13 protein-coding genes are annotated in these 12,623 nt (G+C 64.7%); all 13 read left to right on the top strand.

All coding sequences use genetic code 11. The features are described from left to right. The first annotated feature begins 181 nt into the window (after positions 1–181). The 13 genes from B6V73_RS09420 (at position 182) to B6V73_RS09360 (ending at position 12,591) form a co-directional block, all read left to right on the top strand. Positions 182–1,342, top strand: a complete 1,161-nt coding sequence (locus B6V73_RS09420) for an acyl-CoA dehydrogenase family protein (RefSeq protein WP_088725093.1) — start codon at positions 182–184, stop codon at positions 1,340–1,342. Then, positions 1,342–1,848 carry a lysozyme inhibitor LprI family protein gene (locus tag B6V73_RS09415; protein ID WP_088718908.1) on the top strand — a complete coding sequence of 169 codons (507 nt, stop codon included), beginning with the start codon at positions 1,342–1,344 and terminating at the stop codon, positions 1,846–1,848. Before B6V73_RS09420 ends, B6V73_RS09415 begins: the two co-directional genes overlap by 1 nt. A 47-nt stretch (positions 1,849–1,895) precedes the next feature. Next, on the top strand, positions 1,896–2,360 hold the full coding sequence (locus B6V73_RS09410; protein WP_168174883.1) for a lysozyme inhibitor LprI family protein: 465 nt from the start codon (positions 1,896–1,898) through the stop codon (positions 2,358–2,360). Next, the gene (locus B6V73_RS09405; RefSeq protein ID WP_088725091.1) at positions 2,357–3,961 is read left to right on the top strand and encodes a carboxyl transferase domain-containing protein; all 1,605 of its coding nucleotides are present in this window, start codon (positions 2,357–2,359) and stop codon (positions 3,959–3,961) included. The genes B6V73_RS09410 and B6V73_RS09405 overlap by 4 nt, the downstream gene beginning before the upstream one ends. Positions 3,962–4,091: 130 nt before the next feature. After that, positions 4,092–6,008, top strand: coding sequence for an acetyl/propionyl/methylcrotonyl-CoA carboxylase subunit alpha (locus B6V73_RS09400; protein ID WP_088725090.1), 1,917 nt, complete (start codon positions 4,092–4,094; stop codon positions 6,006–6,008). Beyond that, positions 6,005–6,673 carry a glutathione S-transferase family protein gene (locus B6V73_RS09395; protein ID WP_088725089.1) on the top strand — a complete coding sequence of 223 codons (669 nt, stop codon included), beginning with the start codon at positions 6,005–6,007 and terminating at the stop codon, positions 6,671–6,673. The genes B6V73_RS09400 and B6V73_RS09395 overlap by 4 nt, the downstream gene beginning before the upstream one ends. Continuing rightward, positions 6,666–7,529: a hydroxymethylglutaryl-CoA lyase gene (locus B6V73_RS09390; protein ID WP_088725088.1), complete on the top strand. Its 864-nt coding sequence runs from the start codon at positions 6,666–6,668 to the stop codon at positions 7,527–7,529. The genes B6V73_RS09395 and B6V73_RS09390 overlap by 8 nt, the downstream gene beginning before the upstream one ends. After that, a complete protein-coding gene (locus tag B6V73_RS09385; RefSeq protein WP_088725087.1) occupies positions 7,522–8,304 on the top strand; it encodes a crotonase/enoyl-CoA hydratase family protein in 783 nt (260 codons plus the stop codon). The genes B6V73_RS09390 and B6V73_RS09385 overlap by 8 nt, the downstream gene beginning before the upstream one ends. A 297-nt stretch (positions 8,305–8,601) precedes the next feature. Continuing rightward, a complete protein-coding gene (locus B6V73_RS09380) occupies positions 8,602–8,967 on the top strand; it encodes an NADH-quinone oxidoreductase subunit A (protein ID WP_075774471.1) in 366 nt (121 codons plus the stop codon). Continuing rightward, positions 8,967–9,491: an NADH-quinone oxidoreductase subunit B gene (locus tag B6V73_RS09375; protein WP_075774728.1), complete on the top strand. Its 525-nt coding sequence runs from the start codon at positions 8,967–8,969 to the stop codon at positions 9,489–9,491. Before B6V73_RS09380 ends, B6V73_RS09375 begins: the two co-directional genes overlap by 1 nt. A gap of 12 nt (positions 9,492–9,503) precedes the next feature. Then, complete coding sequence (locus B6V73_RS09370) at positions 9,504–10,115, top strand: NADH-quinone oxidoreductase subunit C (protein ID WP_075774472.1); 612 nt, start codon at positions 9,504–9,506, stop codon at positions 10,113–10,115. Further along, a complete protein-coding gene (locus B6V73_RS09365; RefSeq protein ID WP_075774473.1) occupies positions 10,112–11,356 on the top strand; it encodes an NADH-quinone oxidoreductase subunit D in 1,245 nt (414 codons plus the stop codon). Before B6V73_RS09370 ends, B6V73_RS09365 begins: the two co-directional genes overlap by 4 nt. Then, on the top strand, positions 11,356–12,591 hold the full coding sequence (locus B6V73_RS09360) for an NADH-quinone oxidoreductase subunit E (RefSeq protein WP_088725086.1): 1,236 nt from the start codon (positions 11,356–11,358) through the stop codon (positions 12,589–12,591). Before B6V73_RS09365 ends, B6V73_RS09360 begins: the two co-directional genes overlap by 1 nt. The last annotated feature ends 32 nt before the right edge of the window (positions 12,592–12,623 follow it).

Here is a 12,623-nt window from a genome sequence, read left to right as displayed (position 1 = left end):
CGCTCCCGTGTTTCCATGTCCCAAGCCTCTTTGTGGCGGCAATCGCCGCGCCTTACCAGCCCCTGCGCCGCGAGTTCGTGCCGCTACGTCGTTTGCCCGGGGCCGGGGCCACGGCTCTTGACCCGACTCGGCAATTGCGCATAAATGAACGTGCGTTCAATAAACCGGGGGAGGAGATCCGATGTTCGCAGGTTCGATGGAGTTCGATCTGGGCGAGGATATCGCCGCACTGCGCGATATGGTGCGCCGTTGGGCGTCCGAGCGCGTGGCCCCGATCGCGGCCAAAACCGATCTGGACAATGAGTTTCCGAACGAGCTTTGGACCGAGATGGGCGAGCTTGGCCTGCTCGGGATCACCGTGTCTGAAGAATTCGGCGGGGCCGGGATGGGCTATCTCGCTCATGTCGTGGCCACCGAGGAAATCGCGCGGGCTTCGGCCTCGATCGCGCTCAGCTATGGCGCGCATTCCAATCTCTGCGTGAACCAGATCAAGCTGAACGGTTCGGACGAGCAGAAGAAGAAATACCTGCCCGGACTGATCTCGGGACAGTCGGTCGGCGCGCTCGCGATGTCGGAATCCGGCGCGGGCTCGGACGTGGTGGGCATGAAGCTCAAGGCCGAGAAGCGCAACGGCTATTACGTCCTGAATGGCCATAAATACTGGATCACCAACGGGCCCGATGCCGACACGCTCGTGGTCTATGCCAAGACCGACCCGGAAGCTGGCTCCAAGGGCATCACCGCCTTCATCGTCGAGAAGGATTTCAAGGGCTTCTCCACCTCCAAGCATTTTGACAAGCTCGGCATGCGCGGCTCGAACACGGCACAGCTGTACTTCGAGGATTGCGAGGTGCCCTTCGAGAATGTGCTGGGCGAAGAGGGGCGTGGGGTGCGCGTTCTGATGTCGGGTCTCGATTACGAGCGCGTGGTGCTTTCCGGCATCGGCACCGGCATCATGATGGCCTGCCTCGACGAGGTCGTGCCCTATTGCAAGGAGCGCGAGCAGTTCGGCCAGCCGATCGGGAATTTCCAGCTCATGCAGGGCAAGATCGCCGATATGTATGTCGCGATGAACACCGCGCGCGCCTACACCTACGAGGTCGCGAAAGCCTGTGATCGCGGCGCCGTGACCCGTCAGGATGCTGCGGCGACCGTGCTTTACGCCTCCGAGCAGGCGATGGTGCAGGCGCATCAGGCGGTGCAAGCGCTTGGCGGCGCCGGGTTCCTCAACGACTCCAACGTCTCGCGCCTGTTCCGGGACGCGAAGTTGATGGAGATCGGCGCGGGCACCTCGGAAATCCGCCGGATGCTCATCGGTCGCGAGATCATGGGAGCCGCGTGATGCGCGCCGGCGCTCTCCTCCTGATCGGGCTTGCGGCGCCTTTGGCGGCGCAGGCCCAAGGGGCAGGGGCGGATTTCGATCCGGCCGCTTTGGAGAGCTGCCTTTCGGGCGCTGACGACCCTGCGTCCTGCATCGGCAAAGCGGCGCAGCAATGCATCGGTGACGCTGCGAGCGTCCAGGACCGCCGCGCCTGCTATGATGCCGAGCGCGCCCTCTGGTCCGACCGGGCCGCGACAGCCCTCGACAGCTTGCGGCGGGCGGCAGCGGCCAGCGACGCGGCGAAGATCGCGGCGGGCAAGTCTCCGTCCGGATTGCAAGGCGCGCAGCTGGGCGAGGCGGAAGCTGCCTGGGCGCGCTACCGCGATGGCGCCTGCGCCTATGGGGCCGCGCTGCAGAGCGAGGGCGCAGAGGCGGAGGAGGCGGGCTGCCTGATGCGCAAGACCGCCGAACATGCGCTCGAATTGCAGAGTTGGGCCGGGCTGCTGGCTGGCGAGGCGCGCCCATGACACGGACACTCCGCCTTCACGGGCGCTCTGAAAAAAGGAAACCCGCGATGAAATTGGCATGGTTGCTCGGCGGCCTGATGCTCGCGTCCCCCGCCTTGGCGCAGGAACCGAGCGTTGACCCGAACGCGGTGCGCGCCTGTTTCGACGGGGCGAAGGACACCCATCCCGCCTGTATCGGCGAGGCGGCCGCAGCCTGTCAGGATGAGCCGGGCGGCGCTACGACTCTGGGTATTTCGGCGTGCCTTCAGGGCGAGGCGCAAGTCTGGGACGATATCGCGAAGTCGCAATACAAGGCGGCGCGCGCCCGTCTGCTCGAGCAGGGGGGCACCGACCTCGCCAACATGCTTCTCGATGCGCAAAGCGCGTGGGGGCAGTATCGCGACGCCGATTGCGGGCTGCTCTACGAGATCTGGAAGGACGGCACGATCCGCACGGTCGTGGCGTCGCAATGCTACCTCGAGCGTACGGCGCAACGCGCGCTGGAACTGCGCGATTTGGGGAGGATGGAATGAAACTGGTATCGCAGGCCCTGACCTCGTCGGAGGACTTTCAGGCCAATCGCAAGGCGCATCTCGACGCGCTGTCGCAGATCGAAGAGGCTGCCGCACAGGCGGCGGCAGGCGGTGGTCCCGCCGCGCTGGAACGGCACCTGTCGCGCGGCAAAATGGCGCCGCGCGAACGGGTGGCGGGGCTCTTGGATCCCGGCTCGCCGTTTCTGGAAATCGGCGCGACGGCGGCGCATGACATGTATGGCAACGCGGCTCCCTGTGCGGGCGTGATCGCCGGGATCGGCCGGGTGCAGGGCCAGGAAGTCATGGTGGTCGCCAACGACGCCACCGTGAAGGGCGGCACCTATTACCCGCTGACGGTGAAGAAGCACCTGCGCGCACAGGAGATCGCCGAGGAAAACCATCTCCCCTGCATCTACCTCGTCGACTCGGGCGGCGCGAACCTGCCCAATCAGGACGAGGTCTTCCCCGATCGCGACCATTTCGGGCGCATCTTCTACAATCAGGCGCGGATGTCCGCGAAGGGCATCGCCCAGATCGCGGTGGTGATGGGGTCCTGCACGGCAGGCGGTGCCTATGTGCCCGCGATGTCTGATGTGACGATCATCGTGAAGGAGCAGGGCACGATCTTCCTCGCCGGGCCGCCTCTGGTGAAAGCGGCGACGGGGGAGGTGGTCACCGCCGAAGACCTCGGCGGCGGCGATGTGCATACGCGGCTCTCGGGCGTGGCCGATTATCTCGCCGAAGACGACGCCCATGCGCTGGCGCTGGCGCGCCGCGCGGTCGGCAATCTCAACTACACGAAACCTTCGACGGTGAATTGGCAATCGCCCGAGGAGCCTGCCTACGATCCCGAGGAAATCCTCGGCGTGGTCCCTGCAGACCTGCGCACCCCCTATGATATCCGCGAAGTCATCGCGCGCCTCGTGGACGGCTCGCGCTTCGACGAGTTCAAACCGCGCTTCGGCGAGACGATCGTAACCGGCTTCGCCCATGTCAAAGGCTGCCCCGTCGGCATCGTCGCCAATAACGGCGTGCTGTTCTCGGAAGCCGCCCAGAAGGCCGCGCATTTCATCGAACTGTGCTCGCAACGCTCGATCCCGCTCGTCTTCCTGCAAAACATCACCGGCTTCATGGTCGGGCGCAAGTACGAGAACGAGGGCATCGCGCGTCACGGCGCGAAGATGGTCACCGCCGTCGCCACCACCTCGGTGCCGAAAATCACCATGCTGGTCGGCGGCTCCTTCGGGGCGGGCAATTACGGTATGGCGGGGCGCGCCTATTCCCCGCGCTTCCTCTGGACCTGGCCCAACTCGCGAATCTCCGTGATGGGCGGCGAACAGGCGGCGGGCGTGCTCGCCACTGTCAAACGCGACGGGATCGAGCGCAAGGGTGGCCAGTGGTCGGCCGAAGAAGAGGCCGAGTTCAAGCGCCCCACCATCGAGATGTTCGAGCGCCAGTCGCACCCGCTCTACGCCTCGGCGCGGCTTTGGGACGACGGCATCATCGACCCGCGCAAATCGCGCGACGTGCTGGCGCTCTCGCTCTCCGCCGCGCTGAACGCCCCGATCGAGCCGACCCGCTTCGGCCTGTTCCGGATGTAACTTTCATGCCTCCGGCGGGGATATTTCGGCCAAGAGGAAGTGCAAATCTTCGACTTGGCCGAAATATCCCGGGGGGCTCCGCAGGAGCGGGGGCAGCGCCCCCTCCGACGCTCTCAAAGGGGAGACCGACATGTTTTCCAAGATCCTGATCGCCAATCGCGGGGAGATCGCCTGTCGCGTGATCGAGACTGCACGCAAACTAGGCGTGGCGACCGTAGCCGTCTATTCCGAGGCCGACAGCGAGGCGCGCCATGTGGCGATGGCCGATGAGGCGGTGGCCATTGGCGGCCCCGCGCCCAAAGACAGCTATCTGCGCGGTGATGCGATCATCGAGGCCGCCAAACAGACCGGCGCGCAGGCGATCCATCCGGGCTACGGGTTCCTCTCGGAGAACCCAGATTTCGTCGACGCCGTCGGGGCGGCGGGGCTGGTCTTCATCGGCCCCTCGGCCAAGGCGATCCGCGCGATGGGGCTCAAGGACGCGGCCAAGGCGCTGATGGAAAAGGCGGGCGTGCCTGTCGTGCCGGGCTATCACGGCGACAATCAGGACCCCGAGCATCTTGCGGGCGCGGCTGACACGATCGGCTACCCGGTGCTGATCAAGGCGGTCGCGGGCGGCGGCGGCAAGGGGATGCGGCTGGTCGAGGCGCCGTCCGACTTCGCGGATGCACTGGCTTCCGCGCAGGGAGAGGCGCAGACCGCCTTCGGCAACCCCGCCGTGCTGATCGAGAAATTCATCGGCTCGCCGCGCCATATCGAGGTGCAGGTATTCGGCGATGGTGATAAAGCGGTGCATCTGTTCGAGCGCGACTGCTCGCTCCAGCGCCGCCACCAGAAGGTGATCGAGGAAGCCCCCGCGCCGGGCATGACGCCCGAGATGCGCGAGGCGATGGGGCAGGCGGCGACGCGCGCCGCCGAGGCCATCGGCTACAAGGGTGCGGGCACGGTGGAGTTCATCGTGGACGGCTCGGACGGGCTGCGCCCGGATCGGTTTTGGTTCATGGAGATGAACACTCGCCTGCAGGTCGAGCATCCCGTGACCGAGGCGATCACCGGCGTCGATCTGGTCGAATGGCAATTGCGCGTGGCCTCGGGCGAGCCGCTGCCCTGCGCGCAAGGCGATCTGACGATCACCGGCCATGCGTTCGAGGCGCGTCTCTATGCCGAAGACGTGCCTGCAGGCTTCCTGCCCGCGACGGGGACGCTATCGCATCTGCGTTTCGCCGATGGATGTCGCGCTGATACCGGGGTGCGTACGGGCGACACGATCAGCCCGTGGTACGACCCGATGATCGCGAAGGTCATCACCCACGGGCCGACGCGGGCGACCGCGCTAGGGCAACTCGCGCGAGCGCTGGAAGAGACGGAAGTCGCGGGCACGGTGACGAACCTCGCCTTCCTCGCGCGGCTCGCGCGGCACGAGGGTTTCGCTCGGGGCGAGGTCGATACCGGCCTGATCGGGCGCGAGATCGACGCGCTCGCCGCGCCGACCGAGACGCCGGTTGCCGCGAAGGCGCTGGCCGTGATCGCCGCTGCCGGGCTTTGGGACGGCGAGGCGAGCGGCTTCAGCCTCTGGCAGTCGCCGCGCCGCGCCGTACCCTTCGAGGAAGAGGCTGCGATCCGAGTGCACGGGCCGGGCCAAGTCACGGTCGAGCTGGGCGAGGAGGCCCATGCGTGCCAACTGGCCGAGGATGGCTGGCGGGTGAACGGCGCTAAGACCGGCGCGCGGATGGCGCAGTCGGATGGCACGATCACCATCTTCCTGCATGGCGCGCATCGCTTCGATATCCCCGACCCGCTGGCGCGCGGCGCGGATGCCGACGCCTCCGATCTGACGCTGGCGCCGATGCCGGGGCTGGTGAAGGCGGTCTTCGTCTCTGCCGGCGACACCGTGGCGGCGGGCGACCGGCTCGCCATCATGGAAGCGATGAAGATGGAACACACGATGCGCGCAGCCCGCGACGGTGTCGTGGCCGAGGTTCTGGTCGCCGAAGGCGCACAGGTCGAAGCGGGCGCCGCGCTGATCCGGCTGGAGGACGAGGCATGATCCGACTGCATCACATCCCCGGCGCGCGTTCGATGCGAGTGCTGTGGCTGCTGGAAGAGATGGGGCTCGACTACGAGCTTCAGACATGGTCGCTCACGGATGGTTCGCTGCGCAGTCCCGAGTTTCGCGAACTCTCGCCTGCGGGGCGCATCCCGGCGCTGGAGGTCGACGGGCGCTCGATCTTCGAGAGCGGCGCGATCGTCGAATACCTTACCGAGACGCGGCCCGAGGCAGGGCTTGCGCCGGTCACGGGCGAACCCACCCGCGCGGATTTCCTCGAATGGGTGCATTTCGCGGAGACGCAGGGCAACATCCTGCAAAGCCTTAACATTCAACACATCTTCCTGCGCCCGCCCGAGGCGCGCTCGCTCGCGATGATGGCGCTCGAGACGAAGCGGCTTGGCGTCACGATGAAGGCGCTGGAGGCGCATCTGGTCGGGCGCGATTGGATGATCGGGACGTTCTCGGCGGCCGATTGCATGATGGGGTTCAATATCGACGCGATGTTCCGCTTCGTGCCGCGCGAGGGCTTCCCGAACATCTCCGCCTATCGCGACCGGATCGAGGCGCGGCCTGCCTATCAGCGCGCGGTCGAGAAGGGCGGTGCGAGCATGTATGCGCAGGATTTCTACGAGCTGCCCCCGATGGAGCAAACCCATGGCTGAGAGTGTCGAAATCTTCGAGATGGCCCCGCGTGACGGGCTGCAGAACGAAAAGCGCCAGATCGCGCTTTCCGACAAGATCGCGCTGGTCGATTGCCTGAGCCGGGCCGGGTTCCGTCGGATCGAAGTAGGGTCTTTCGTCAGCCCGAAATGGGTGCCGCAAATGGCCGACTCGGCAGAGGTCTTCGCCGGGATCGCGCGCCGACCGGGCGTTTCCTACGCCGCGCTGACGCCGAACATGAAAGGTTATGAGGCAGCGAAAGCGGCCAGGGCCGATGAGGTGGCGATCTTCGCCTCTGCCTCCGAGGGCTTCTCGCGCGCGAACCTCAATTGTTCGATCAGTGAAAGTCTGGAGCGGTTCTTGCCGATCATGGAGGCCGCAAAAGCCGATAATGTGAAAGTCCGTGGCTACATCTCCGTCGTCACCGATTGTCCCTTCGACGGAAAGACGCCGCCGGAGAGTGTCGCCCGCGTCGCAGCGCAGCTGCACGACATGGGCTGCTACGAGATCAGCCTCGGCGACACGATCGGGCAGGGCACACCCGAGAGCGTGACGGCCATGCTGCGCGCGGTGCTGAACGAAGTTCCGGCGGAAAAGCTCGCCGGGCATTTTCACGACACTTCCGGGCGGGCGCTGGAGAATATCGAAGCCTCGCTGGAGATGGGCCTGCGGGTGTTCGATGCCTGCGTCGGCGGTTTGGGCGGATGCCCCTATGCGCCCGGCGCGGCGGGCAATGTCGCGACGGAGGCGGTGCAGGCGCGACTCGGGGCTTTAGGCTACGAGACTGGGCTGGATTCGGCCGTTCTGGTTGAGGCCGCCGCAATGGCGAAGAAAATGAAAGGGCAGGGCGATGTTTGACACGATCAAGACCGAGACCGATGCGCGTGGCATCGCGCGGCTCACGCTGGCGCGTTCGGAGAAGCATAACGCGCTCTCCGAGCAGATGATGGAAGAGATCACCGCGGCCATCGGCCAGCTTGGCACCGATGACGCCGTGCGCGTGGTGATCCTCGCCGCTGAAGGCCGCAGCTTTTGCGCGGGCGGGGATCTGAAATGGATGCAGAGCCAGATCGCGGCGGGCGCGAAAGAGCGCGCGGCGGCAGCGCGCAAGCTCGCGGGGATGCTGCAGGCGCTCAACACGTGCCCGAAACCGGTGATCGGCGCGGTGCAGGGCAATGCGTTCGGCGGCGGGATCGGCATGATGTCGGTCTGTGACGTGGCCATCGGCGTCGAGGGTGCGAAATTCGGCCTGACCGAGACGCGGTTGGGTCTGACGCCCGCGACGATCTCTCCTTACGTGGTCGCGCGCATGGGCGAGGCGCGGGCGCGCCGCGTTTTCATGTCCGCGCGACTCTTCGAGGCCGCCGAGGCGCGTGATCTGGGGTTGCTGGCCAAGGTTGTCCTGCCCGAGATGCTGGAGCGGGCCGTGATGGCCGAGGCCGAGCCCTATCTCGCCTGCGCACCGGGCGCGGTGGCAGAGGCGAAGGCGCTCGTCCGGTCGCTGGGGCCGCGGATCGACGAGAGCGTGATCGACATGACGATCGAGGCGCTGGTGACTCGCTGGGAATCCGCCGAGTCGGATGAAGGAATCACCGCGTTTTTCGAGAAGCGCGATCCGGCATGGAAAGCTTAAGGCGGCCTTAAGAAGCGCCCCACCACGCGCAAGGCAAATATTCCGAAAATTCAAACTCTGATTAAGTTTGTCAAAAGACTGCGTCGCGACAAAAGCGGCGCAGTCCAACGCGGGCAGGCTCTGAGCGGCTCTGCAAGCTCGCAGATTTCGCATACCTTCGTATGCAAAAAGCACCCGCGGCCCGCATTTGCATGATTTTCCGGCCTGCTCTCGGTTGACCCCAATGGGGCGCAAGGCTATTGCTCGCCTAGCCAGAACCTGCGCGACAAGTCGTCGCGATGTTAGGGAGCCAAGCCCATGCATGACATGCTGCGCGAATATCTTCCCATCCTCATCTTTCTCGCCATGGCGATCGTGTTGGGCCTTGTGCTCATGCTCGCAGCGGCGGTGGTGGCGGTCCGCAATCCCGACCCCGAGAAGGTGTCGGCCTATGAATGCGGTTTCAACGCCTTCGACGATGCCCGGATGAAGTTCGACGTTCGTTTCTACCTCGTTTCCATCCTCTTCATCATCTTCGACCTCGAAGTGGCCTTCCTGTTCCCCTGGGCGGTGGCCTTCGGCCAGATTTCCATGGTCGGTTTCTGGTCAATGATGGTCTTCCTCGCGGTTCTCACCGTAGGATTCGCATATGAGTGGAAGAAAGGGGCGCTGGAATGGGCGTGATGACCTCTGCCAATACCGCAGGTGCGGATCGCGAAGTTGCGACGCAGACGCTGAACAAGGAGCTGCAGGACAAAGGCTTCCTGCTGACCTCAACGGAAGACATCATCAACTGGGCGCGCAACGGCTCGCTGCATTGGATGACCTTCGGCCTTGCCTGCTGCGCCGTCGAGATGATGCAGGTCTCGATGCCGCGCTACGACCTCGAGCGGTTCGGCACCGCGCCGCGCGCCTCGCCGCGCCAGTCCGACCTGATGATTGTCGCCGGCACCCTGACCAACAAGATGGCGCCCGCTCTGCGCAAGGTCTACGACCAGATGCCCGAGCCGCGCTACGTGATCTCGATGGGCTCCTGCGCGAATGGCGGTGGGTATTATCACTACAGCTATTCGGTGGTGCGCGGCTGCGATCGCGTCGTGCCGGTCGATATCTACGTTCCGGGCTGCCCGCCCACGGCGGAGGCGCTGCTTTACGGCATCCTTCAGCTGCAACGCAAAATCCGCCGCACCGGCACGCTGGTGCGCTGAGGAGAGCGAGAGATGGACGATACTGCCCTTCGCGAACTGGCCGGCCATATCGAGCTGAAGCGCCCCGATGACGTGGTCTCGACCGAGATCGCCTTCGACGAGCTGACGGTTACGATCACCACCCAATCGGTTCCCGCCTTCACCGAGTTCCTGCGCGACGATCCGAATTGCCGCTTCACGAACCTCGTGGACATCACGGCTATCGACTGGCCCGAGCGTCCGCAGCGTTTCGATGTCGTCTGGCATTACCTTTCGATGTATCGCAACCAGCGCATCCGTGTGAAAACGGCGATCCGCGAAGAGGACATGGTGCCCTCGATCACCAAGCTGCACCCCTGTGCCGATTGGTTCGAGCGCGAGGTCTTCGACATGTTCGGCATCCTGTTCTCGGGCCACCCGGACCTGCGCCGTCTGCTGACCGATTACGGGTTCCGCGGCCATCCGCTGCGCAAAGATTTCCCGACGACGGGCTATGTCGAAGTTCGTTACGACGAAGTGCTCAAGCGCGTCGTCTATGAGCCGGTGAAACTGACGCAGGAATACCGGCAGTTCGATTTCCTCTCGCCATGGGAAGGGGCCAAATACATCCTTCCCGGTGACGAGAAGGGCGAGGAGGCGAAATGATGGACGGCGATATCCGCAACAATGTCTATGATGACGGCTCGAAGGACACGCTGACCGACGAGCAGCGCATCCGCAACTTCAACATCAACTTCGGTCCCCAACACCCGGCCGCCCACGGTGTGCTGCGCATGGTGCTGGAGCTGGACGGCGAGGTGGTGGAACGCGCCGACCCGCATATCGGCTTGCTGCACCGTGGCACCGAGAAGCTGATGGAAAGCCGCACCTACCTGCAGAACCTGCCTTACTTCAACCGGCTCGACTACGTTGCGCCGATGAACCAGGAACATGCGTGGTGCTTGGCGATCGAGAAGCTGACCGGCGTGGAAGTGCCGCGTCGCGGCTCTTTGATCCGCGTGCTCTATTCCGAAATCGGGCGCATCCTGAACCACCTGCTGAACGTGACGACGCAGGCGATGGATGTCGGCGCGCTGACGCCGCCGCTCTGGGGCTTCGAAGAGCGCGAGAAGCTGATGGTCTTCTACGAGCGGGCATGCGGCGCGCGTCTGCACTCGGCCTATTTCCGGCCCGGCGGCGTGCACCAGGATCTGCCGCCGAAGCTGCTCGACGATATCGAGGAATGGGCGCATCACTTCCCGAAAGTGCTCGACGACATCGAAGGGCTGCTGACCGAGAACCGCATCTTCAAGCAGCGCAACGTCGATATCTGCGTCATCTCCGAGGAAGAAATCCAACAATGGGGCTATTCCGGCGTGATGGTGCGCGGCTCCGGCCTTGCATGGGATCTGCGTCGTGCGCAGCCCTACGAATGCTATGACGAGTTCGACTTCCAGATTCCGATCGGCAAGAACGGCGACTGCTACGACCGCTACCTCTGCCGGATGGCCGAGATGCGCGAGTCGACCAAGATTGTCCTGCAGGCGATCGAGAAACTGCGGATGCCGGAAAATCAGGGCGACGTGCTTGCTCGCGGCAAGGTGACGCCCCCGAAGCGGTCGGAGATGAAGCGTTCGATGGAAGCGCTGATCCACCACTTCAAGCTTTATACCGAAGGTTTCCACGTCCCCGCGGGCGAGGTTTATGCCGCCGTCGAAGCGCCGAAGGGCGAGTTCGGCGTCTATCTGGTGGCCGACGGCACGAACAAGCCGTATCGCGCGAAGATCCGCGCTCCGGGTTACCTGCATCTGCAATCCATGGATCACGTCGCCAAGGGGCACATGCTCGCCGACGTTTCTGCAATCATCGGCACGATGGATATCGTGTTCGGGGAGGTTGACCGCTAATGCTTCGCCGTCTTTACCCGGAACAACCCGATAGTTTCGAGTTCACGCCCGAGAACCTCGCATGGGCCAAGGCCCAGATGACCAAGTTCCCGGTCGGCCGTCAGGCCTCGGCGATCATCCCGCTGCTGTTCCGCGCGCAGGAACAGGAAGGCTGGCTGAGCCGTCCGGCAATCGAATACGTCGCCGAGATGCTCGACATGCCCTATATGCGGGCGCTCGAGGTCGCGACCTTCTACTTCATGTTCCAGCTGGCCCCGGTCGGCTCGGTCGCACACCTGCAGATCTGTGGCACCACTTCGTGCATGATCTGCGGCGCGGAAGACCTGATGAAGGTCTGCAAGGAGAAGATCGCCCCCGAGCCGTTCCAGCTCTCGGAAGACGGCAAGTTCTCGTGGGAAGAGGTCGAATGCCTCGGCGCCTGCGCGAACGCCCCGATGATGCAGGTCGGCAAGGATTACTACGAAGATCTGACCGAGGAGAGCCTCGCGAAGCTGATCGACGAGATGGGCAACGGCACCGTGCCGAAGCCCGGCTCGCAGACCGGTCGCTTCTCGTCGGAGCCCGCTTCGGGTCTGACCGCGCTCATCGAGACCAAGGGTGACAAGGAAGACTACAACTATTCCGTCGCCCGTGCGCTCGCGATCGGCGACACCATCAAGCGCATCGACGGCACCGAGGTGCCGCTGGAAGCGCCGTGGCAAAGCTCCGGCCAGCGCGGTCCGATCGGCACGATGGGGCAGGAGCGTCCGCGCTCCGCCGCGCAACAGGACGAGGCCCGCAAGGCGGCCAAGAAGACCGAGGCCAAGCCTGCCAAGGGCACGCCCGCGGACAAGACCGGCGTGACCGAGGCCGAGGCGCCCGCCACCTCGAAGTCCGTTCCGCGCTCGAAGCGCGAGCCCGTGGGCACCGAAGCCGATGCGAAGGCCGACACCGCCGTGTCCGAGGGTGAACAGCCCAAGCTTCTCGATGCGCCGCGCGACGGCGGGGCAGATGATCTGAAGATGATCAAGGGCGTCGGGCCGAAGCTGGAGACGCTCTTGCATTCGATGGGCATCTATCACTTCGACCAGATCGCGGCCTGGTCCGATGCGGAACTCGCATGGGTTGACGCAAATCTCGAAGGGTTCAAGGGTCGCGCGAGCCGCGACGACTGGAAAGGTCAGGCAGAGAAACTGGCCAGCGGGGCAGAGACCGAATTCTCGTCCCGCGCAAAGAAAGATGGCATTTACGAGTAAGCGCAACAGGGTAGAGACCGCCGTTAGGCGGC

The organism is Thioclava sp. JM3 (assembly GCF_002213185.1).
Taxonomy (GTDB): domain Bacteria; phylum Pseudomonadota; class Alphaproteobacteria; order Rhodobacterales; family Rhodobacteraceae; genus Thioclava; species Thioclava nitratireducens.
This window is presented reverse-complemented; position numbering and strand designations above follow the sequence as displayed.

What these genes read in the sequence shown, in the direction of transcription:
- B6V73_RS09400 (WP_088725090.1), top strand. Translation starts at nt 4,092, where the DNA reads ATGTTTTCCAAGATCCTGATCGCCAATCGCGGGGAGATCGCCTGTCGC.
- B6V73_RS09380 (WP_075774471.1), top strand. Translation starts at nt 8,602, where the DNA reads ATGCATGACATGCTGCGCGAATATCTTCCCATCCTCATCTTTCTCGCC.
- B6V73_RS09365 (WP_075774473.1), top strand. Translation starts at nt 10,112, where the DNA reads ATGATGGACGGCGATATCCGCAACAATGTCTATGATGACGGCTCGAAG.
- B6V73_RS09385 (WP_088725087.1), top strand. Translation starts at nt 7,522, where the DNA reads ATGTTTGACACGATCAAGACCGAGACCGATGCGCGTGGCATCGCGCGG.
- B6V73_RS09360 (WP_088725086.1), top strand. Translation starts at nt 11,356, where the DNA reads ATGCTTCGCCGTCTTTACCCGGAACAACCCGATAGTTTCGAGTTCACG.
- B6V73_RS09405 (WP_088725091.1), top strand. Translation starts at nt 2,357, where the DNA reads ATGAAACTGGTATCGCAGGCCCTGACCTCGTCGGAGGACTTTCAGGCC.
- B6V73_RS09415 (WP_088718908.1), top strand. Translation starts at nt 1,342, where the DNA reads ATGCGCGCCGGCGCTCTCCTCCTGATCGGGCTTGCGGCGCCTTTGGCG.
- B6V73_RS09370 (WP_075774472.1), top strand. Translation starts at nt 9,504, where the DNA reads ATGGACGATACTGCCCTTCGCGAACTGGCCGGCCATATCGAGCTGAAG.
- B6V73_RS09410 (WP_168174883.1), top strand. Translation starts at nt 1,896, where the DNA reads ATGAAATTGGCATGGTTGCTCGGCGGCCTGATGCTCGCGTCCCCCGCC.
- B6V73_RS09420 (WP_088725093.1), top strand. Translation starts at nt 182, where the DNA reads ATGTTCGCAGGTTCGATGGAGTTCGATCTGGGCGAGGATATCGCCGCA.
- B6V73_RS09395 (WP_088725089.1), top strand. Translation starts at nt 6,005, where the DNA reads ATGATCCGACTGCATCACATCCCCGGCGCGCGTTCGATGCGAGTGCTG.
- B6V73_RS09375 (WP_075774728.1), top strand. Translation starts at nt 8,967, where the DNA reads ATGACCTCTGCCAATACCGCAGGTGCGGATCGCGAAGTTGCGACGCAG.
- B6V73_RS09390 (WP_088725088.1), top strand. Translation starts at nt 6,666, where the DNA reads ATGGCTGAGAGTGTCGAAATCTTCGAGATGGCCCCGCGTGACGGGCTG.